Here is a 20,962-nt window from a genome sequence, read left to right as displayed (position 1 = left end):
TGTTGTCGCTGGTCATCGCCGCTTCACATGGCCGCAACATCGGGCTACATTGTGCTGCAACCGTGGGAGCGCTCCCGAGCCTCCCGCGAGGACTGCCCGATCCCACCGGGCCCGGAGCGCCGCGCCGGGCGGGGACGGACGCGCCCACGTCCGGCTCCGTGCACCGCCGTCGCCGCGCCATGGGCCCGGCTCCACGAACGAGGAGTCACTCCATGCCCGACGCACGTCCCCGCTGGGCCCGCCGCCTGGCGGCGACCGCGGCGGCCGCGCTGACCGCGGCGGCGTTCGCCGTCGCGGTCAGCCCCGGACCGGCCGCGGCCGCACCGACCTTCAACTACGCCGAGGCGCTGCAGAAGTCGCTGTACTTCTACGAGGCGCAGATCGCCGGCCCCAAGCCGTCCTGGAGCCGGGTCTCCTGGCGCGGCGACTCGGCCATGAACGACGGCTCCGATGTGGGGCTGAACCTCACCGGCGGCTGGTTCGACGCGGGTGACCACGTCAAGTTCGGCTTCCCGATGGCGTTCACCACGACCATGCTGGCCTGGGGCGCGGTGGAGTACCGCGACGGCTACGTGGCGTCCGGGCAGCTCCAGGCCCTGCTGAACAACCTGCGGGTGCCCAACGACTACTTCATCAAGGCGCACCCGTCCGCGAACGTGCTCTACGGCCAGATCGGCAAGGGCGACGACGACCACAAGTGGTGGGGCCCGGCCGAGGTGATGCCGATGGCGCGGCCCGCGTACAAGATCGACGCCACCTGCGGCGGCGCGGACCTGGCCGGGGAGACCGCGGCCGCGATGGCCGCCTCGTCCATGGTGTTCCGCCCGACCGACCCGACCTACGCGGACACCCTGCTCACGCACGCCAAGCAGCTCTACACGTTCGCCGACACGGTGCGGCAGACCTACCACTCGTGCATCACCGACGCGACCAGCTTCTACCGGTCGTGGAGCGGCTACACCGACGAGCTGGTGTGGGGCGCGATCTGGCTCTACCGGGCCACCGGCGACGCGAGCTACCTGGCCAAGGCCGAGGCCGCGTACGACAGCCTGGGCACCGAGCCGCAGACCACGACGAAGTCCTACAAGTGGACCATCGCCTGGGACAACAAGCAGTTCGGCGCGTACGTGCTGCTGGCGAACCTGACCGGCAAGCAGAAGTACATCGACGACGCCAACCGGTGGCTGGACTACTGGACCGTCGGCGTCAACGGCGAGAAGATCCGCACCTCGCCCGGCGGCATGGCCGTGCTCGACAGCTGGGGCGCGCTGCGCTACGCCGCGAACACGTCGTTCGCCGCGCTGGTGTACAGCGACAAGACCACCGACACGGTGCGCAAGGCCCGCTACCACGACTTCGCGGTGCGGCAGATCAACTACGCGCTGGGCGACAACCCGCGCAGCTCGTCGTACATGATCGGGTTCGGGGCGAACTCGCCGAAGAACCCGCACCACCGCACCGCGCACGGTTCCTGGTGGGACAGCATGACCGTGCCCGTCGAGACCCGGCACGTGCTCTACGGCGCGCTGGTCGGCGGGCCGTCCTCGCCGGACGACGCGTACAAGGACGAGCGCAACGACTACGTGATGAACGAGGTCGCCACCGACTACAACGCGGGCCTCACCTCCGCGCTGGTCCGGCTGACCAAGGAGTACGGCGGCACCCCGCTGGCCGGCTTCCCCGGCGTCCAGGCGCCGGACATGGACGAGATGACCGTGGAGACCACGCTCGTCGCCGACGCGCGGGAGACCCGGGTCAAGGCGATCGTCTACAACAAGTCGGCGTTCCCGGCCCGGGCGCTGACCACGGCGAAGTTCCGGTACTACTTCAACCGTGACGACGCCAGCGCAGTCGTGGTGACCTCCGGCTACACCCAGGGCTGCCCGTCGCCGTCCACCGCGAAGCAGGCGCAGGGCAACCTCTGGTACGTCGAGGTCGACTGCACCGGATACACCATCGCGCCGGCCGGGCAGTCGCAGCACCGGATGGAGGTGCAGTTCAAGGTCGGCGTCGGCGAGGGCGGCACCTGGAGCGCGGCCAACGACCCGTCGTACCTGGCCACCGCGGGCGTCAACCGCAACGTGCCGCTCTACCACGGCGGCGTGAAGATCTGGGGCGACGAGCCGAGCACTACCCCGGACACCACCGCGCCCAGCGTGCCCGGCACCCCGAGCGCGTCCGGCGTCACCAGCACCGGCCTGACGCTGGCCTGGGCGGGCTCGACCGACACGGGCGGCAGCGGCCTGGCGGGTTACGACGTCTACCGCGAGGCGGGCGCGACCGACGTGCTCGTCGGCTCGCCGAGCGCGGCGACGCTCAGCCTGACGGGGCTCACGCCGAGCACCACGTACACCTTCTACGTGGTGGCCAAGGACGGGGCGGGCAACCGCTCGGCGGGCTCGACCCCGGCGAGCTTCACCACGCTGGCCGCCGACCCGGTGGACACGACCCCGCCGAGCACGCCCGGCACGCCGGTGGCCTCGGCGGTCACCCAGACCGGGGCGACCCTGACCTGGGCCGCGTCCACCGACAACGTGGGCGTGACCGGTTACCGGGTCTACCGCGAGGCCGGGGCGACCGACGCGCTGCTGGCCACGGTCACCGGGACGACCTACAGCGTCACCGGGCTGACCGCCGCCACGGCGTACCAGTTCTACGTGGTCGCGATCGACGCGGCCGGCAACGCCTCGACGGCGTCGAGCGCGGTGTCGGTGACCACGCTGCCGAACAACCCGGGCGGGTCGTGCCAGGTCACGTACTCGACGAACGACTGGAACAACGGGTTCACCGGCAACGTGACGGTGAAGAACACCGGCACCACCACGATCAACGGCTGGACGCTGCGGTTCTCCTTCACCGCGGGCCAGCAGGTCACCCAGTCCTGGTCGTCGAAGTACACCCAGACCGGGGCCGACGTGGCGATCAGCAACGAGAGCTGGAACGGCACCCTGGGCGCGGGGGCGTCCACGTCGTTCGGCTTCAACGCCACCCACACCGGCAGCAACCCGCGGCCGGCGGCGTTCACGCTCAACGGCGCCACCTGCACCATCGGGTGACGCCGACGGCCCGCGCCGCCGCCAGGGGGTGGCGGCGGCGCGGGCATCGCGGTCCGAGCCCAAGCGGACCGACAGGGGGTACGCGGGTGCGGCGCGTACCCCCTAACCCACCCCGTCGGGCGAGGGGTGGGGATGGGCGGACGCCGCTGCGATGCGGGGTCAGCAGCGGCGGCCGCGGTTGATGCAGTCCGTGGCGAAGGTGATCAGCTGGGCCGGCATCACGTTGGCGAAGTCGGCGTGGTCGGTGAGCGGGTTGTGGTTCTGCTCCGGGAACGTGTCCAGCGCGAACGAGCGCCCGCGCGGCACGCTGTAGGTCAGCGTCATGCGCAGCTGCGCGATCGGCTTGGTGCCCTCCGAGCAGCGGCCGTCCGCGGCGGGGAAGATCACGTGGGCGCGGTGGTTGGCGCTGTCCGTGTTGACGCCGTCCCAGCAGCTCGGAAAGTCCAGGATGCGCTGCACCTGGCTGCCCCGCGGGCAGAGCGGGTACTTCGTGGTGCGCCGGTTGGTGAAGCCGGTGCAGGTCCACTGCGCCCGGGCGTTGGCCGGACCGTTGGTGACCGCCTTGGCGTCGCCCATGATCAGCCGCAGGAAGCGCGGCATCTCGGCGACCTTGGCGAAGCGGTTGCCGCGGAACTCCAGGCGCACCGACGCCGGGGTCAGGATGCGGCCGACGTTGCCGTCCTTGCCGCCGCCGTCGGCCTCCGCGTCGCTGCCCACGGTGCCGCGCACCCGCAGCACCGGCCAGTAGTACGTGGAGCGGTCGTCCCGGCGGCAGGTGGTGCCCGCCGCCGCCAGGCTCTCGTTCGTCGAGTTGCCGTCGGCGGACAGGTTGCCCACGTAGTCGTGGGTGTGGTGGGCGCCGTTGAAGACCCCCGGCGCGACGATGAAGTTGTCGGGGTTGCGGTGGTTGTTGAGGTTGCGGCCGCAGAGCGAGGTGAACGTGCCCACCGAGCCCTCCGCGGTGGCGCGCCGGTTCTGCACGTTCGGCGTGACGGAGCGGATGTCGACGTAGTCCGCCGCGGCCGGGTCGCCGGTCGGGGCGTGGCAGCGCGCGGGCGGGCGCGAGCGGCGGCACTCGGCGTCCGGGCCCTGGTCGTTGGGGATGCGGGCGGCCGCGGCGAGCGCCTCCGGCACCGCCGCGGAGGGCTGCGCCGCCGGGTCGCCCGAGCCGGTCGCCGCCTGCGAGATGTGGGCGATGGTGGCCCAGACCGTCGCGGCCACCAGGACGATCACGGCCGCGAGCAGGCGCCGGCGGGGTTCCCAGCGATGCCGGGGGATGTGTGTGCGGGGTGCCATCGGAGGTTCCCTTCGGGGAGGACGGGTCAGCGCGGACGCCAGACCCGGGCGGCGGTGACCGTGCCGACGGCGAGCGCCGCGACCAGGACCAGCCAGATGAGGGGTTGGGGCGGGCCGCCGACCCGGTTGCGGGCGGCGGGGACCGGGGCCGCGGCCGGGGCCGGGGCGGTGGGCAGCGAGCCGTAGTCGACCAGGCCGCTGCTCTCCAGCAGGGTCATGTGCTTCATCACGACGGTCACGGCCTGCTGGGCGAACTCGCGGATCACCTGGTTGCGGGTGCCGGACCGGACCCCGGCGACGACGCCGAAGACCTTGCCGTGCGCGGCGCGCAGGCGGGCCACCCAGACCCGGTCGTACGCGTCGCCGCGCAGCGCGGAGAACTCGTCCAGCCAGCCCTGCTGCTCGGGGCTGGGCTTGTCGGGCAGGGCCACGCCGAGCTTGGCGGCGACCCGGCGCACCTCGACGTCGAGCTTGAGGTGGTCGGTCATCAGGTGGTGGCCGATGTCCTTGATCCGCTGGTCGCCGGCCCGCTCCTGGGCCTGCTGGCCGGCGGGGGCCTCCCACAGGCCGGCCAGCCGGACCCGGACCAGCAGGTCCCGGTCGGCGGGGCCGAGCGGCCCGAACTCGTTGAGGACCCAGCCGGGGGGCAGCTCGTCGGCCGCGGCGGCCGGCCGCGCCGCGGCGACCGGGGCGAGGGCGAGCAGCACGGCGGCGGCGAGCGCCGCGGCGCGGAAAAGGTGCCCGGTATTCATCCGATGCCCTTCCGTGGTCGGTTGAATACACCATGCGCATGCCTTATGGCAGCGACGGAAGCCTAGGCTCACCGCGCCCTGAAGAGTCAATACCGGTAGGCAATGTTAAGTCGCTCTTAGGGTCCGCATAGGACGCATCTAAAAAAGTGTGCCCAGTTCGCAGGTGGCGTCCGCAATGTGAGTCAGTGTATTGACTTTGCTTCTTAAATTGCCGAAGGTTTCGACCGAAAGGGATTGCGGAGTCTATTCGCGATTCCGACGACGCCTATTCGAGTAGAGTAGCGGGGCGGTCATGGAGAGTGTGCACGTCATTGCCGCGACAGTGGGATTCACCTCGTTCGGCCTGCTCTGGCTGTCGGTGCTGGGCGGCGTGGCCCTGCGCAACGGCTGGGGCCTGACCCGGCTGCGCCAGCCCGTGGCGTACGCGCTGCACCAGGGCGTCGCGCTGACCGGGCTGACCCTCGGGCTCGTGCACGGCCTGGCCCAGCTCGCCGTGCCGAACGGCACCATCGCCGTGGTCGAGGTGATCATCCCGTTCGTGGACGCGCACGACCCGATCGGCACCGGCGCCGGCGTGCTCGGCCTGGAGCTGGTGCTCGCCGCCGCGATCTCGATCGGCATCCAGCGCCGGCTCGGCTTCAGCCGCTGGCGGGCGGTGCACACGGCGACCTACGCCGGGTTCTTCCTGATCTCGGCGCACGTGCTGGTGTCCGGCTCGGACATCGGGCCGTGGTGGGTCTGGGGCACCGTCTACACGCTCTGGCTGAGCACCGTGGCGCTGTGGTTCACCACGCTGCCGAAGCGGTCCCGGAGCGCCGACGGGCCGACGCTCACCGCGACCGGCCCGGCGCAGATCAACGGCAACCTGCGCGTCGACGTCGACCCGGTGCGGTGTGCCCGGTTCGGCTTCTGCGAACAGGAGGCCCCGGAGGTGTTCAGCCTGCAGGGCGACGGCCGCCTGGACTACACCGCCGCGCCGCCGGTGACCCGGCTGGACGACGTGATCCGGGCGATCGAGATCTGCCCGGCCCGCGCGATCAGCGTGCGCCACTCGGCGGCCGGCGGGTCCGCGCCGCGCACCGCCGCCCCGGCCACGCCGCACGTGGTGCGCCAGCGCACCCGTACCAACACCTTCGAACCCGCGACCGAACTGGACGAGTACCGCCAGGCGCGGGGCCGGCACAGCCGCGCCCAGCACCACGCGGCCGTCCACCGTGACGAGCTGACCGACGAGGAGCAGCAGTGAGGCATCGTGCCGGTGACCTGGACCGGATCGTCATCGTGGGAGCCGGCCGCGCCGCCGTGGCCGCGGCGGAGGAGCTGCACCGCCTCGGCTTCACCGGTGCGGTCACGATGCTGGGCGGCGAGGCGCACCCGCCGTACCACCGGCCGGCCTGCTCCAAGGGCCTGCTGACCGGGCGGCAGCGGCCGGCCGACGCGCACCTGTCGTTCTCGGCGCCCGTCCGCTGGCTGCCCGGCCGGACCGCGGAGGACCTCGACGTCACCCGCCAGATCGTGTACACGCAGACCGGCGAGGAGTTCGAGTACGACGGACTGATCGTGGCGACCGGCGCCAAGCCGGTGAGCCCTCCCGGCTGGCCGGTCGGCGAGCCAGGCCTGCACGTCCTGCACGACATCGAGGACGCGTTCGCCCTGGCCGGCGCCTTGCGCGAGGCGCGCCGGGTGGCCGTGGTGGGTGCCGGGTTCACCGGCTGCGAGGCCGCCTACGTGGTCAGCTCGCTGGCCCGTGAATGCGTGATCATCGACTCGAACCCGCAGGTCATGACGCGTGCCGTGGGAGCGGTCACGGGCGGGTTGGTGGCCGACTCGATGCGCCACGAGGGCGTGCGCATGCGGCTGGGCCGCCGGGTCCGCACGGTCAGCCGGAGCCGCCGCGGCTGGCGGCTCGACCTCGACGACGGCTCCCACGTCGACGCCGACGTGGTGATCTCGGCGCTGGGGGAGCGGCCCGACACGGGCTGGTTCACCGCGCGCCACGCCGACACCAGCGACGGCCTGCTCTGCGACGAGAGCCTGCGGGTGCTCGGCGTGAACCGGGTCGTCGCCGCCGGGGCCGTCGCCCGCTGGCCCAACCCCTGGTACGGCGACGCGCCCGGCCGCTGCGACCAGTGGATCGCGGCCCTGGAGCAGGGGCAGGCCGCTGCCCGGACGCTGCTGGCCGGGCAGCGGCCCGCCCCCGCCGCGCCACTGCAGCCCCGCTACTGGTCCGACCTGTTCGGACTGCGGATCCAGGTCTGCGGCCGCCTCGACGGTGCCGACGACGTCGAGGTCGCCGAGCTGCGCCCCGGCCGCCGCGACATCGCGCGCGGCGGGATGGTCGCCGTCCACCTGCGCGACGGGGTGGCCCGCGGCGTCGTGGCCGTCAACGCGCCGCGGCAGTTCACCACGCTCGCGCGGGAGATGCGCGCGGCGGGCCCGGTGGCCCGGCCGCGGGTGTCGCTGCCCGCGCAGCCCGCACACCAGCGCCGACTCAGCCTGGTCGGCTGATCCATCTGAGGAGAGGAGAGGTCCCATGCACCGAAGGGTTCGCACCGCGCTCGCGGTGACGCTGCTGTCCGTATCGCTGACCGGGCTGGTCGCCTGCCAGGGCCAGCTGGGGGAGGGCGCGGCCCCGCCCGCGACGCCCGCGCCCATCCAGCTCAAGCCCGGGGAGGACGCAGCGGCCGAGCTGGTCGCCGCGGTCGGCACGCCGACCGGGCAACTGCGCGCCAAGAAGATCGCGAAGATGGGCTCCGTCGTCACCGACGGCGAGGGCTGGGTGCTCTACCGGTTCGACAAGGACAGCGCCGACCCGCCGGAGTCGCGCTGCTCCGGCGACTGCGCGGCGGTCTGGCCGCCGGTGCTGGTCGACGAGAACCTGGAGCTGACCGGCCTGGACGCCAAGCTCGTCGGCACGGTCGAGCGGGAGGACGGCTCGACCCAGGTCACCCTGGCCGGCTGGCCGCTCTACCGCTACGTCGGCGACCTCAAGCCCGGCCAGTGGAAGGGCCAGGGCGTCGGCGGGGTCTGGTTCGTGGTGGCTCCGGACGGCAAGAAGAACCTGAGCTGCCTGCCCAAGGGCACCCCCAAGGCGGTGCCGCCGCCGTCGGCCGCGCCCGAAGCCTCGCCCGAGCCCGGCGCGTCGCCCGCCGCCGACGCTTCCCCTTCACCCGAGCCCGGCGGGTACACCTACTGAAAGAGCCCACAACTTCTGGGTTGTACCTACAACCCAGAAGTTGTGGGCCGCCGCGTGTGTCAGCGCCGGAAGCGGAACCAGTCGACGTTGACGTAGTCGCTGGGCTGGCCGGACGTGAACGTCAGGTAGACCGTGTGCGTCCCGGTCACCGCGCCCACGTTGGCCGGCACCTCCCGCCAGCTCGTCCAGCCGCCGGTGTTGGCGATGGCGAAGCTGCCGATCGGCGCGTTGGACAGGCTGTCTATCCGCACCTCGACCAGGCCGCTGATGCCGCCCGCGGCCCCGGACGCGACCCGCGCCACGAAGTCCAGCGGCCGCGTCGCGCCGAAGTTGACCCCGTCGAACCGCAGCCAGTTGCCGTTGTTGAGGGCGCCCACGTAATAGCCCTCGTAGATGGTGGTGCCGGACTCGGCGTTGCGGCTCTCCGCCTGGATGTTGGCGTACGCGTCACGGTTGCCCGCCGGCGGCGGGCTGGCCGGCGGCGACGACGGCGTGGTGCCGCCCGTGGTCTGGTAGACGGCCACGTAGTCGACCCGCATCGGCTGGCCGGACACGGTGCTGCCGGTCGGCGTCGCCGAACCCGCCACGCCGTTCGGGAACGCGCCGCCCATCGCCACGTTGAGCAGCAGGAAGTAGCCCGCGTGCGAGGTCATGTTGGACCAGTACGAGCCGACCTGGCTCTGGTTCACGGTGTGGTAGAGCGTGCCGTCGACATACCAGCGCAGCTGCTGGGCGTTCTCGTTGGTGCGGTCCCACTCGAACCGGTACGTGTGGAACGCCGACTGGCAGCTGCTGCCGGGGCAGGCGCGGCTGGCGCCGAGGCCGTTCGTCTCGTTGCACGGCCCGCCGGGGTTGACGCCGCAGTGCAGCACGCCCCACACCGAGTTGATGCCGTTGACGTTCTCCATGATGTCGAACTCGCCGACCCCCGGCCAGTTCTGGTAGTTGCCCCGGTAGGGCGCGCCCAGCGCCCAGAACGCGGGCCAGTAGCCGGCCGCCGCGGCTCCGGTGACGTTCGGCATCTGGATGCGGCCCTCGATGCGCAGGACCCGCCCGGCGGCCGGCTTGAAGTCGGTGCGGACCGTCTCGATGCGGGACGAGGTCCAGCTGCTGCCGTTGCGGATCGGCGTGATCAGCAGGTTGCCCGCGCCGTCGTGCCGGACGTTGCTCGTGCTGTTGGTGTACGTCTGGATCTCGCCGGTGCCCCAGTTGGCGGGGCCGCCGGGGTACTGCGTGCCGGTGTCGATGATCCAGTTGCTGGACGAGGGGAGCGTGTTGTTCGCGCCGTTGAAGTCGTCGCTCCAGACCAGCGACCAGCCCGAGGGCGTCGCGGGCAGCGAGGCCTCGGCGGGCAGCGCGGTGACGGCCGCCGCGGTCGCGGCGATGACGAAGGCCAGGCCGGCGGAGCCCGCGGCCAGCCTTCTCGTGGAGAATCGTCTGCTCATCAGGGCATTCCTCCATGGGGGACGGGGGCGGTCCGCGCGCCGGGGGAGGAGCGGCGCGGGCGGCGGACCGGTCCGTGGCGGGTGTTGTGAGAGCGCTCTCTTGCCTCCTCACTTAACGTCCCTGCAACACGAATGTCAATAAGCATCGATGCCAAGGTGGACGGTGCCGCCGGCCGTTCATGCGGCGTGCGTGAATACGGCGGTTCCGGTCAGTAGTCTTGGTTGATGGTCGATCCCAGCGAGCGGTTCATCCCCGAGCCGACCAAGGACACCGGCTTCGGGCGCAGCCCCTACGAGCGCGACCGGGCCCGGGTGCTGCACTCGGCCGGGTTCCGGCGGCTGGCCGCGAAGACCCAGGTGCACACGGCGGGCAGCGGCGACTTCCTGCGTACCAGGCTCACCCACTCCATCGAGGTGGCGCAGATCGCCCGGGAGACGGGGGCCCGGCTGGGCTGCGATCCCGATGTCGTCGACGTGGCCGGGCTGGCGCACGATCTCGGCCACCCGCCGTTCGGGCACAACGGGGAGGACGCGCTCGACGAGGTCAGCCGGGAGTGGGGCGGCTTCGAGGGCAACGCGCAGACGCTGCGGGTGCTGACCCGGCTGGAGGCCAAGGTCGAGGGCGCCGGGCTCAACCTGACCCGGGCCTCGCTGGACGCGACGTGCAAGTATCCGTGGCCGCGCCGCGCGGGCACCCGCAAGTTCGGGGTGTACGCCGACGACCGCCCGGTCTTCGACTGGGTGCGGCTCGGCGCCCCCGACGACGACCGGCGCTGCCTGGAGGCGCAGGTCATGGACTGGTCCGACGACGTGGCGTACTCGGTGCACGACGTGGAGGACGGACTCTACTCCGGGTTCATCGAGCTGCAGCCGCTGATCATCGACGCCGACGAGCGGGCCGCGCTCTGCGCCGACGTGGCGCGGGTGTACTCGCCCGAGTCCCCGGCGGTGCTGCACGAGGCGCTGCTCGACCTGCTCGCCGATCCGGTGGTCGCGCCGCTGGCCGGGTACGACGGCTCGTTCAAGGCGCAGCTCGCGCTCAAGCGGTGCACCAGCGTCCTGACCGGACGGTTCGTGGCGGCGGCGGTCGACGCGACCCGGGACAAGCACGGCGACGGGCGGCTGCGGCGCTACGACGCCGACCTGATCGTGCCGACCGCCGCCCGGATCAGGTGCGCGCTGCTCAAGGGCATCGCACTGCGGTACGTGATGCGCCGCCGGGGCATGGAGCCGTGGTATGCCCAGCAGCGCGAGATCCTCACCGACCTGGTCCGGCTGCTGGCCGACCGGGCGCCGGACGAGCTGGACCCGGTGTTCGCCCCGCTGTGGCGGGCCGCGCCCGACGACACGGCCCGCTGCCGGGTGGTCGTGGACCAGGTCGCCTCGCTGACCGACACCGCCGCCCAGGCCTGGCACCAGCGCCTCACCGCCCCGGGCGACTGACCCGCCGCCGTGGGGCGCTGGGCCGCGCGGGCGGATGGGGAAGATCGCGGGTTCCTGTCACAAAGTGCGGTCCAGCCACAGGTTCTGACACGAGACGGCGATCTTCACGCCGCCGGCGCCACCGGAGCGGGGTCCGGCGCCGGGTCGGGGTCGGCGGTGGCGGAGGTGAGCGGTGGGAACAGGTCGAGCACGTCGAGGGCGCGGGCGGCCAGCAGGCGCTCCCGCTCCGCGGCGTCGTGGCGGACGGTGCGGTCGACCCACCACAGGTGCACCGCGGCCGAGGCGGCGAACAGCGCCAGCGCGACCAGCACCACCGGCCAGCCGTCGAGCACACCGCTGACGGCGAGCGCACCCGCCGCCGCGAGCAGGGTGCTGTTGACCAGGCCGATCGTCGCGGCCAGGCCGACCGCCTGGCGACCGCGCCCGCGGCCGCCGGAAGGCTGCAGCAACCCGGCGTCGTCGAGGGTGGGCAGCAGCACGTAGGGCGCGAGCTGCGGTGCACGCCGGGCGAGGTAGGTGCGCATCGCCTCCTCGGCGACGGCGTAGTTGCGCCCGGCGTTGCTGAACCGCAGCTGGCGCAGGAACACCGTCGGTCCCATGAGCAGCACCAGCAGGGCGAGCGCGGCGACGGCGCCGATCCGCACGTTGGCGTCGATGCCGCTGCCGAGCACACCGGCCGACACGGCGGCCACGCCGGTGGCGATGACCAGGAAGAAGTTGTACCGGTTGTGCGCCTGGTCGCTGATCGCGCGGCGGGCTTCGCCGAGCTTGGCGTACTCGGCGAGTGCGACGGTCAGCTCGATGTCGTCGGTCGCGCGGCGGGCGGGGTCCGGGGCGGGGGTGGGGTGGGCCACGATCGCACGGTATCGGCTGTGCGCCCGCCGGGCACCCCCTGGCAGGATGTAGCGCATGGCCGGGGGTCGGATCCGCGATGAGGACATCGCGCTCGTACGGGAGCGCAGCTCGATCGTGGACGTGGCCGGTGAGCAGGTCACGCTGAAGAACGCGGGCGGCGGCAACCTGAAGGGGCTGTGCCCGTTCCACGACGAGAAGACGCCGTCGTTCACCGTGTCGCAGGCGCGCAACGTGTGGTTCTGCCACGGCTGCGGCGAGGGCGGTGACGTGATCAACTTCGTACAGAAGATCGATCACCTGTCCTTCATCGAGGCGGTGGAGCGGCTCGCCGACCGGGCCGGTCTGGAGCTGCGCCGGGTCGAGGGCGGCCCGGCCCCGGCGCGCCCGCAGGCCGGTCAGCGGCAGCGCCTGGTCGCCGCGCACGTCGCGGCCCAGGAGTTCTACGCCGAGCAGCTGCTGACGCCGGGGGCGCGGGCGGCGCGGGAGTTCCTGGCCGAGCGCGGGTTCGACCGGGCGGCGGCGCAGCGCTACGGCTGCGGGTTCGCCCCGGCGGAGTGGGACCTGCTGGTCCGGCATCTGCGGCAGAAGGGCTTCAGCGCGGCCGAGATGGAGACCGCGGGTCTGGCCCGCCCGGCGCGCTCGGGCAGCCTGGTGGACCGGTTCCGGCGGCGGCTGCTGTGGCCGATCCGGGACGTGTCGGGCGACGTGATCGGGTTCGGCGCCCGCAAGCTGTTCGACGACGACGACGGCCCGAAGTACCTGAACACCCCCGAGACGCCGCTGTACAAGAAGTCGCACGTGCTCTACGGCATCGACCAGGCCAAGCGGGAGATCGCCAAGCAGGGCCGGGCGGTGATCGTCGAGGGGTACACCGACGTCATGGCCTGCCACCTGGCCGGGGTGACCACGGCCGTGGCGACCTGCGGGACCTCGTTCGGGGCGGACCACATCGGGGTGCTGCGGCGGCTGCTGCTGGACACCGACGCGTTCGCCGGAGAGATCATCTTCACCTTCGACGGCGACGCCGCCGGGCAGAAGGCCGCACTGCGCGCGTTCGGCGACGACCAGCGCTTCGTCTCACAGACCTTCATCGCGGTCAGCCCCGACAGCATGGACCCGTGCGAGCTGCGCCTGGCCAAGGGCGATCTGGCGGTACGCGACCTGGTGGCCAGCCGGGAGCCGCTGATCGCGTTCGCGCTGCGCTCCACGCTGGCCCGCTACGACCTGGACACGGTCGAGGGCCGGGTGGCGGCGCTGCGCGCGACCGCGCCGATGGTCGCCAAGATCAAAGACAGATCACTGCTCACCGGGTATGCACAGAAGCTCGCCGGGGACATCGGCGTCGACGTGGACCAGGTCCGTACGGCCGTGCGCAACGCGGGCAGCGAAGGCGCGGCCGTCCCGGCGCCCCGCCCGTCCGCGCTCGCGCCGGACAACCCGCGCCTGGTGGTCGAGCGTGAGGCGCTCAAGCTGGCCGTCCAGCAGCCGGTGCTGGCCGGGCCGGTGTTCGACGCGGTCGACGAGACCCACTACGCGCACCCGCCGTACCGCGACGTCCGCGCGGCGATCGGCGCCGCGGGCGGTGCCAGCGCCGGGGTGGCCGGGGCCGGCTGGGTGAACAGCGTGCGTGACGCGTGCCCCGACCTGGCCGCGCAGATGCTGGTCATGGAGTTGGCGGTGGAGCCGGTCCGCTACGACGGCGAGCCCGACTCGGCATACCTGCACGTGGTGCTCGCCCGGTTGCAGCTCGCGGGGCTGCACCAGCGCATCGGCGAGGTCAAGTCGCGGCTGCAGCGCATCAACCCGGTGACCGAGGCCGACGAGTACCGTGCCCGTTTCACCGAACTCGTGGCCCTGGAGCAGCACTCCCGGGCGCTCAAGGAGAAGGCCGCCGGAGGGCTGTGATGAAGTTCCGACTGTTCGGCGGGCGCCGCGTGCTGCCCGCGGAGCGCCGCCCCGAGCTGGACCGGGACGAGCGGGTGCTGGCCTGGGCGCCGGCCGGCGAGGACGACACGGTCGTCGCGACCAACCTCGGGCTGTGGTGGGGCGGGACCCGCACCGGCTGGCACCGCATCGACAAGGCCGTGTGGGACGGCGAGCAGCTGGTGATCACCCCGGCCGAGCCGGTGGCCGAGCGGGCGGGCTACGAGGTGGTCGCGGACGGGACACCGGTGCGGCTGCGGCTGACCGACCCTGGGGACCTGCCGCACCAGGTGCGCCTGCGGGTGACCGGCTCGGTGCGCCACCCGCAGCACTACCAGGTGCCCGGCGGCGGGGTCTGGGTGTTCGCCCGGCGGGTGCCGGGAGCCGACGGGCTGGCCTGGGCGGTCCGCTACGACGCGGGCACCGACGGGGACGATCCCGGCGTCATCGCCGCGACCGACCAGCTCGTGGCCCAGTCCCAGGGCGACGCCGTCCCCTGAACGACCCGAACCGACACCGGGCGGCCGGGCTCCCGGGCGGGGGTCGGCGGCTGGGCTCAGCGTGGCTGGGCTCAGCGTGGCGGTCGAAGATCGCTGTCTCGTGTCCAAAGGTGCGGTCAGGCCGCAGGTTTCGACACGAACTCGCGATCTTCACCGCCGGGCCGCGAGGCTCAGCGCGCGGCTGGTCGCGGAAAGGGAAAAAGGGCGCGAGTTTGTCGGGGGCGGCGGTTAGGGTCGCCGGGTGAGCGAGCAACGGCCCCCCATGATCTACGCCCGCGGCCTCGTCAAACGGTTCGGTGAGTTCACCGCGGTCGACGGGATCGACCTGGAGGTGGCGCCGGGTGAGGCGTTCGGCTTCCTGGGCCCGAACGGCGCGGGCAAGTCCTCCACCATGCGCATGATCGGCTGCGTCTCCCGGCCGACCGCCGGTGAGCTGCGCATCCTCGACATGGACCCGGTGCGGGAGGGCCCGGCGATCCGCGGGCGGCTCGGCGTCTGCCCGCAGACCGACAACCTCGACCCGGACCTGACCGTCTTCGAGAACCTGACCACGTACGCGCGCTACTTCGGCATCCCGCGCCCCGAGGCCCGCCGCCGCGCCGCCGAGCTGCTGGAGTTCGTCCAGCTCACGGAGAAGTCCGGGAGCACCGTCGACCCGCTGTCGGGCGGCATGAAGCGGCGGCTGTCCATCGCCCGCGCGATGATCAACGAGCCCGACCTGGTGCTGCTCGACGAGCCGACCACCGGGCTGGACCCGCAGGCCCGGCACCTGCTCTGGGAGCGGCTGTTCCGGCTCAAGCAGCGCGGCGTGACGCTGGTGCTGACCACGCACTACATGGACGAGGCCGAGCAGCTGTGCGACCGGCTGGTGGTGATGGACGCGGGCAAGATCGTGGCCGAGGGCTCGCCGCGTCACCTGATCGAGACGCACTCCACCCGTGAGGTGGTCGAGCTGCGCTTCGGCGACGAGCCCCCCGCGGCGTACGTGGAGAAGCTCGCCGGGATCGGGCAGCGCCTCGACCCGCTGCCGGACCGGCTGCTGCTCTACAGCGACGACGGCGACGGGGCGGTCGACGAGGTGCACCGGCGCGGGTTCACCCCGTCGAGCGTGCTGGTGCGCCGCGCCACGCTGGAGGACGTGTTCCTCATCCTCACCGGCCGGACGCTGGTCGACTGATGGGCACGCTCGCGGTGCTGGAGCGTGCGCTGGTCTCGTACAAGCGGCTCTGGCAGGCCTCGGTCTTCTCCTCGTTCATCCTCCCGGTGCTGTTCGTCATCAGCATCGGCATCGGCGTGGGCGGCTACGTCGGCGACGTGGACGGGGTGAGCTACCTCGACTGGATCGTGCCGGGCGTGCTGGCCTCGACCGCGTTCCAGATGGCGGTGGGCGAGTCGACGTTCCCGGTGCTGGGCGACTTCAAGTGGGTCAAGGGCTACCACGCCATGCGGGCCACCCCGGTCGGCATCGGCGACATGGTCGCCGGATACCAGCTCTACATCGCGTTCCGGGTGATCATCGCGGCGGTGGTGTTCCTCGGGGTGAGCGCGGCGTTCGGGGCGATCCACTCGCCGTGGGTGGTGGTGACGCCGTTCGTGTGCGCGCTGCTCGGGGTCGCCGTGTCCGCGCCGACCAGCGCGTTCTCCGCCAGCATCGAGAACGACAGCTACTTCGCGCTGCTGTTCCGGTTCGTGGTGATCCCGTCGACGCTGTTCGCCGGGGTGTTCTTCCCGGTGTCGCAGCTGCCGGCGCTGCTGCGGCCGCTGGCCTACGCGTCGCCGCTGTGGCACGCGGTCGAGCTGTGCCGGTCGGCCACGCTCGGCGTCGCGCCGCCCTGGCCCGTTGCCGCGCACCTGGCATACCTGCTGCTCTGGGCGGTGCTGGGCTACCTGCTAGCGGTGCGCGCCTTCCGCCGACGGCTCTCGGACTGAGGGGGACGGACATGGTCACCACGTACGCCGTCACGCAGGCGCTGCGCGACGGCATCGTCTCCCCGGCGCGGGTCGGCGCGGTCATCAACCGCAACGTGGGGGCGCTGCGCTCCGGCCCCGCGTACTGGATGGTGCTGTTCTCCGGGTTCTTCGAGCCGGTGCTCTACCTGCTGTCCATCGGCATCGGCGTCGGGGCGCTGGTCGGCGACCTGACCCTGCAGGACGGGCAGGTCATCACCTACGCCGCGTTCGTCGCCCCGGCCATGCTGGCGGTGTCGGCGATGTCCGGCGCGCTGGCCGAGACCACCTTCAACTTCTTCTTCAAGTTCAAGTACGTGAAGACGTACGACGCCATGCTGGCCACCCCGCTGCGCCCGGCCGAGATCGCCGCGGGCGAGCTGCTCTGGGCGATGATCCGCGGCTCGCTCTACACCGGGGCGTTCCTGGTGGTCATGGTGGCGATGGGGCTGACCTCGGCGGGCTGGGCGCTGCTGGCGTTCCCGGCGACCTGGCTGGTGGGGCTGGCGTTCGGCGCGGTGGGCATGGCGGCGAGCACGTACATCCGCGGCTGGCAGGACTTCGACCTGATCAGTGCCGGCCAGTTCGCCATGTTCCTGTTCTCGGGCACCTTCTCGCCGGTGCAGGACTACCCGCCCGCGGTGGAGGTGCTGATCGCGGTCACCCCGCTCTATCACGCGGTCGAGCTGATCCGCGGCATCACGACGGGGTCACTCGGCTGGGCGATGCTCGGCCACGTGCTCTACCTGATCGTCATGATGGCCCTCGGCCTGTACGTGGCGAGCCGGCGCCTTACCACTGTGCTGTGCCGTTAAACCTGTGCGAGGATGAATGAGCACATGAGCGAGATCAAGCTCATGTGCTCATTTGTTAAGTTCTATTTGTCTGATGTGGATCAGGCGGGTACGTTCTCGGCAACACGCCGCCGGGCGGAGGTGACCGATGCGCCTACGACACCCCGACGGACAGACTGTGCACGTGGCGACCGTCGTGTCCGTCGAGAACGTCAAGGACGTGCGCGCGCTCCTGCGGACCCTCGACGCACGAGTCGTCCCGCAGCGCCAGCGCCTGTTCGCCGACGTGCTCAGCGTGAGCCTGCGGCTCGGCCCGATCCTCGCCGCCACCCTCGCCTCCTCGCTCGGCCTGCGCCAGCGGCTGCGCCACGAGCTGGCCCAGCGGCGGCTGGAGGTGGTCACCCTCGACACCGGTCCGGACGCCATCCCGCCCGACGGGAGCTGGCGCACCTGGTGGATGCATACCCTCGATCTCGCCCGGGTGCTCGTCGACCTGCTCCCCGACGACAGCCACCACGGCTCCGTCTCCACCACGCTGCCCCGCTCCGCCGCCGCCGCGCTCGCCGCCGCCCCCGCACCGGTGGACCCGGCCGCCGGGGAGCAGGCCGCCGCCGACCGCGAGCAAGAGCTGCATGAGCTGCGCGAACGCGAATGGCAGGCGGCCACCCGGCTGATGGCCGACCTCAGCGGTGGGCTGACCGAGATCGCCTGGCACACCGGGCGGCTGGTCCGGGTCGCCGTCGAGGCCGCCCCGCAGACCCTGATCACCGGCTCGAAGGACATCGTGCGGCTGCTGGAACGCGCCGACCCGGCCCGCATCGGCGCCTGCCTGAGCGCGGCCCGGCTCGCCGAGGCGGCCGAGAGCCCGGCCCAGGCGCTCACCCGGCTGCGCCGCTCCCGGCTGTCCGTGGTCAAGCTGCGGCTCGGCGGCCACGCCGACCCCGAACTGGCCGCCACCGGCCGCACCATGCTGGCCGCGGTGCTCGGCGGGGTCCACGCCGAGTGCGACCACCTGGAGGTCGAGGGCACCGAGGAGCTCGACGCGGCCCGCGACGAGCTGGGCGCGGTGGGCCTGGACGGGGCGGCCGACCGCCCGATGCCGGGGGTCGGCCGTGCCGTGTGACGCGGAGCCCGCGCTCACACCTGCTGGTTGAGCTTGCGCAGCCCCTCGTCGTAGAGCCGGGCGGCCTGCGCCTGGACCAGACCCGCCGCCTCCTGCACCGTGGGGTGCTCCATCAGCTTCCGGGTGCCGGCGACCAGGTCCTCGTAGGTCTGGCGCCCGGCGCGGGTGCCGAAGACGAATCCGACGGCCGCGCCCGCGGCGAACCACACCAGCTTCCCCATCGTGCCTCCTCATCCTCGATCGCGTGATACATCCCATCCTGCCTGGTGCGGGCGTCGCGCGACATCCAGACCGGGCGGGGTTACCCGTTTGCCATACCCGGGGTGGTGTCCTGTACTCTTGTCGAGGCACGCCGCCCCGGAGAGATCCGGAGCACGTGTCGAGCGACATTCCCCTGTAGCTCAATTGGCAGAGCAGCCGGCTGTTAACCGGCAGGTTCTTGGTTCGAGTCCAAGTGGGGGAGCCAGAAGTCAGGCCCCGGGCGATCGCCCGGGGCCTGACCTGTCTTCGTGGTCCAGCGCTCAAGATCGCGGGTTCGTGCCAAGATCTGCGGTCTCACGCAGGGTTTTGACACGAAACGGCGATCTTCCCGGCGGGCGCGAGAGTTCCGGGCGGCTCGGCGCGGCGAGAATCGGGCGTGTAAGCAGCGGCGGTGACCCGCTAGGCTATGCCCGCCGGGCACTCCCGGCACGGGGCGGTAGCTCAGCAGGTTAGAGCAGGGGACTCATAATCCCTCGGTCGCGGGTTCGAGTCCCGCCCGCCCCACCGGAGAACCGCCCAGGTCGGAAGATCTGGGCGTATTTCTTCGCCCACGGAACGCGATCCAGCCTCGTTACTTTCGATCATTGCGGTGCGGACTGGAGCGCCCTCACCTGGCCAGGTCAGGTGAGGGGTCGCCGGGGTACGTGGGCTCCCGACGACCCCTCGACTCGCCGACCTGACAAGGCACCACTCGCGGCGGTTGGATCAGGCCGCCTGGTGTGATGGCCTTGCGGGGTTCAGGCCGCCGGGGTCAAGTGCATCTCGGTGGCGAGCACGACCTTGTCGACCTGGGTGCAGTCGGCCGAGGTCAGGCCACCGATGCCGGCCGTCACGAGCGCCCGGCAGCTGGCCGGGAGCACCGTGTTGAGCTCGTTGTAGGTGGCCGACGAGGTCAGCGTGTTCTGCGCACGCCACCAGATCTGGGCCGCCTTGGCCAGGCCGAGACCGGTGATGGTCTGCCCGTTGAACGTGCCACCGTCGACCATCAGGAACGCGGCCTTGTTGCCCACACCGGAGTTGATGTGCACGTACGCCGAGTTGTTCGTGCCGGTGTACCAGTAGCTGCTCGACACCTTGTCCGGGTCGCTGAACCGGGTCGGGTCGGACATGCTGCGGATGACACCGATGGACGCGGGCAGGTCCTCGCCCATGTCCCAGCGCACGCCGGCGCTGTCGTTGCCCAGGCCGTCGGTGAGGTCCGTGAACTCACCGAAGATGTCCGAGAGCGACTCGTTGATGGCGCCGCTCTGGCTGGAGTAGGTCAGGCCGGAGGTGTGCTCGGTGACACCGTGCGAGAGCTCGTGCCCGATCACGTCGTCGGCCGAGGCGAAGCCGGGGCCGAAGGTCATGCCCTTGCCGTTCCAGAACGCGTTCTGCATCGGGCAGCCGTACCCCGCGACGCAGGCCCGGACGATGGCCCGCAGCCGCTTCACGTTGTCGCCCTTGCCCGTCGACCCGATGTTCGCGGTCAGGTCGTAGCCGAAGTTGGTCTGGTAGTACGTCGACGTCGCGCCGAAGTAGTCGTAGGCGTAGTTGACGTCGGCCACCGTCGACACGGCGCCACCCTCGATCCGGCTGGCGTTCTTGGCCAGGCAGATCGAGCTGGAGCTGACGTAGGTGGTGTTGGCGTCACAGATCGCCCGGCTGATCTCGTGCTTGTGGCTCAGCTTGAGCACCTCGGCGCCGGAGAACGCGTCGAACAGGATCTCGCCGCCCCAGCCGGCCAGTGACGTGGGTTCCACCTTGACCGACCAGACGAGCCGGACCTGGCCCTTGGACGGGGTGCCGGCCCAGATCGCCGGGTCGAACCAAGCGAGCTGCGGCTCGGCCTCCTCCAGCGCCGCGGCCGCGATCTGCGCCTCGGCGGCGAACGCCTGTTGCGCGAGACCACGAACGTCGCCGGCCTTCTTGCCCGGCTTGGCGTCCTTGGCGGCGGCCGCGCTCAGGTTGCCGTGCAGCGACAGCAGGCTGCCCGAATCGTCGAGCACAGCAATCATCTGCGCTCCCAGCACGGGAACGCCCGCAGCCTGCTGCTGGAACCGGACGGCCGTGCCGCCAGGCAGTGCGGTCACGCGCTCGACCACGAAGTGCTTGGCGTTGAGCCCGAACCGGCGGGCGTACGCCTTCAGGTGAGCGGTCGCGTCACCGGTGCCGGTACGCAGCGTCTTCCCAGGGGCCGCGACGATTGCGGTGACCCGTCCGGCCGAGTCGCTGTACGTCGTGACGTCGTCGCCGGCCTTCGGGTCGGCCGCGGCCGGGTTCGCCGCCACGAGGACGGCAACCGCCAGCACGCTGGTGAATCGCAGCACAAGCCCCAGACGTGTATGCATGAACTTCCTCCTCCCAGAAGCGGCCGCTCGTGGCGGCCGCG

17 protein-coding genes and 2 tRNA genes are annotated in these 20,962 nt (G+C 71.9%); 13 read left to right on the top strand and 6 right to left on the bottom strand.

Annotated features, from left to right (window positions below):
* The first annotated feature begins 212 nt into the window (after positions 1-212).
* A complete protein-coding gene (locus tag CS0771_RS38155; protein ID WP_212845470.1) occupies positions 213-3,056 on the top strand; it encodes a glycoside hydrolase family 9 protein in 2,844 nt (947 codons plus the stop codon).
* 159 nt (positions 3,057-3,215) lie between these two features.
* Here CS0771_RS38155 and CS0771_RS38150 read toward each other — a convergent pair whose 3' ends face one another.
* Both CS0771_RS38150 and CS0771_RS38145 read right to left on the bottom strand, forming a co-directional pair.
* Positions 3,216-4,352: a DUF1996 domain-containing protein gene (locus CS0771_RS38150; RefSeq protein WP_212845469.1), complete on the bottom strand. Its 1,137-nt coding sequence runs from the start codon at positions 4,350-4,352 to the stop codon at positions 3,216-3,218.
* A 26-nt stretch (positions 4,353-4,378) separates the two neighbouring features.
* On the bottom strand, positions 4,379-5,104 hold the full coding sequence (locus CS0771_RS38145; RefSeq protein ID WP_212845468.1) for a DUF4142 domain-containing protein: 726 nt from the start codon (positions 5,102-5,104) through the stop codon (positions 4,379-4,381).
* A 292-nt stretch (positions 5,105-5,396) separates the two neighbouring features.
* Between CS0771_RS38145 and CS0771_RS38140 the strand changes: the two genes are divergently transcribed.
* From CS0771_RS38140 to CS0771_RS38130, 3 genes are read left to right on the top strand one after another with little or no spacing between them, the layout of a single operon-like run.
* Positions 5,397-6,350, top strand: coding sequence for a ferric reductase-like transmembrane domain-containing protein (locus CS0771_RS38140; protein WP_212845467.1), 954 nt, complete (start codon positions 5,397-5,399; stop codon positions 6,348-6,350).
* Complete coding sequence (locus CS0771_RS38135) at positions 6,347-7,612, top strand: NAD(P)/FAD-dependent oxidoreductase (protein ID WP_212845466.1); 1,266 nt, start codon at positions 6,347-6,349, stop codon at positions 7,610-7,612. The genes CS0771_RS38140 and CS0771_RS38135 overlap by 4 nt, the downstream gene beginning before the upstream one ends.
* 25 nt (positions 7,613-7,637) lie before the next feature.
* Positions 7,638-8,300 (top strand): hypothetical protein, encoded by a 663-nt coding sequence (locus CS0771_RS38130; RefSeq protein ID WP_212845465.1) that lies wholly within the window; start codon positions 7,638-7,640, stop codon positions 8,298-8,300.
* A gap of 59 nt (positions 8,301-8,359) precedes the next feature.
* On the opposite strand, the gene CS0771_RS38125 is transcribed toward CS0771_RS38130, so the two are convergent.
* Positions 8,360-9,745 carry a carbohydrate-binding protein gene (locus CS0771_RS38125; RefSeq protein WP_212845464.1) on the bottom strand — a complete coding sequence of 462 codons (1,386 nt, stop codon included), beginning with the start codon at positions 9,743-9,745 and terminating at the stop codon, positions 8,360-8,362.
* Positions 9,746-9,970: 225 nt separating this feature from the next.
* Here CS0771_RS38125 and CS0771_RS38120 point away from each other — a divergent pair, with 225 nt between their 5' ends.
* Positions 9,971-11,188, top strand: coding sequence for a deoxyguanosinetriphosphate triphosphohydrolase (locus tag CS0771_RS38120; RefSeq protein WP_212845463.1), 1,218 nt, complete (start codon positions 9,971-9,973; stop codon positions 11,186-11,188).
* A gap of 104 nt (positions 11,189-11,292) precedes the next feature.
* Here the strand turns inward: CS0771_RS38120 and CS0771_RS38115 are convergent, their stop codons facing one another.
* Positions 11,293-12,042 carry a hypothetical protein gene (locus CS0771_RS38115; protein WP_212845462.1) on the bottom strand — a complete coding sequence of 250 codons (750 nt, stop codon included), beginning with the start codon at positions 12,040-12,042 and terminating at the stop codon, positions 11,293-11,295.
* A gap of 55 nt (positions 12,043-12,097) precedes the next feature.
* On the opposite strand from CS0771_RS38115, the gene dnaG reads away from it, so the two are divergent.
* The 6 genes from dnaG (at position 12,098) to CS0771_RS38085 (ending at position 18,330) form a co-directional block, all read left to right on the top strand.
* A complete protein-coding gene (gene dnaG, locus CS0771_RS38110; RefSeq protein ID WP_212845461.1) occupies positions 12,098-13,948 on the top strand; it encodes a DNA primase in 1,851 nt (616 codons plus the stop codon).
* Entirely contained in the window at positions 13,948-14,466 is a 519-nt protein-coding gene (locus tag CS0771_RS38105; protein WP_212845460.1) for a hypothetical protein, read from the top strand. The genes dnaG and CS0771_RS38105 overlap by 1 nt, the downstream gene beginning before the upstream one ends.
* 262 nt (positions 14,467-14,728) lie before the next feature.
* A complete protein-coding gene (locus CS0771_RS38100; protein WP_203740455.1) occupies positions 14,729-15,643 on the top strand; it encodes an ABC transporter ATP-binding protein in 915 nt (304 codons plus the stop codon).
* The gene (locus CS0771_RS38095; RefSeq protein WP_212845459.1) at positions 15,643-16,395 is read left to right on the top strand and encodes an ABC transporter permease; all 753 of its coding nucleotides are present in this window, start codon (positions 15,643-15,645) and stop codon (positions 16,393-16,395) included. The genes CS0771_RS38100 and CS0771_RS38095 overlap by 1 nt, the downstream gene beginning before the upstream one ends.
* An 11-nt stretch (positions 16,396-16,406) precedes the next feature.
* Positions 16,407-17,228, top strand: a complete 822-nt coding sequence (locus CS0771_RS38090; RefSeq protein WP_212845458.1) for an ABC transporter permease — start codon at positions 16,407-16,409, stop codon at positions 17,226-17,228.
* 163 nt (positions 17,229-17,391) lie between these two features.
* Positions 17,392-18,330 carry a hypothetical protein gene (locus CS0771_RS38085; RefSeq protein ID WP_212845457.1) on the top strand — a complete coding sequence of 313 codons (939 nt, stop codon included), beginning with the start codon at positions 17,392-17,394 and terminating at the stop codon, positions 18,328-18,330.
* Between the two features lie 14 nt (positions 18,331-18,344).
* Here CS0771_RS38085 and CS0771_RS38080 read toward each other — a convergent pair whose 3' ends face one another.
* Positions 18,345-18,551: a hypothetical protein gene (locus tag CS0771_RS38080; RefSeq protein ID WP_212845456.1), complete on the bottom strand. Its 207-nt coding sequence runs from the start codon at positions 18,549-18,551 to the stop codon at positions 18,345-18,347.
* A 169-nt stretch (positions 18,552-18,720) separates the two neighbouring features.
* Between CS0771_RS38080 and CS0771_RS38075 the strand changes: the two genes are divergently transcribed.
* Together CS0771_RS38075 and CS0771_RS38070 are read left to right on the top strand one after the other, a co-directional pair.
* Positions 18,721-18,796: transfer RNA gene (locus CS0771_RS38075), tRNA-Asn, on the top strand.
* A 225-nt stretch (positions 18,797-19,021) separates the two neighbouring features.
* Positions 19,022-19,095, top strand: a tRNA-Ile gene (locus CS0771_RS38070).
* 233 nt (positions 19,096-19,328) lie between these two features.
* Here CS0771_RS38070 and CS0771_RS38065 read toward each other — a convergent pair.
* A complete protein-coding gene (locus tag CS0771_RS38065; protein WP_212845455.1) occupies positions 19,329-20,921 on the bottom strand; it encodes a M4 family metallopeptidase in 1,593 nt (530 codons plus the stop codon).
* Between the last annotated feature and the right edge of the window lie 41 nt (positions 20,922-20,962).

It is taken from the genome of Catellatospora sp. IY07-71 (genome assembly GCF_018326265.1).
Taxonomy (GTDB): domain Bacteria; phylum Actinomycetota; class Actinomycetes; order Mycobacteriales; family Micromonosporaceae; genus Catellatospora.
The sequence above is the reverse complement of the archived record's forward strand: the minus strand, read 5'-3'. Positions and strand labels throughout refer to the sequence as shown.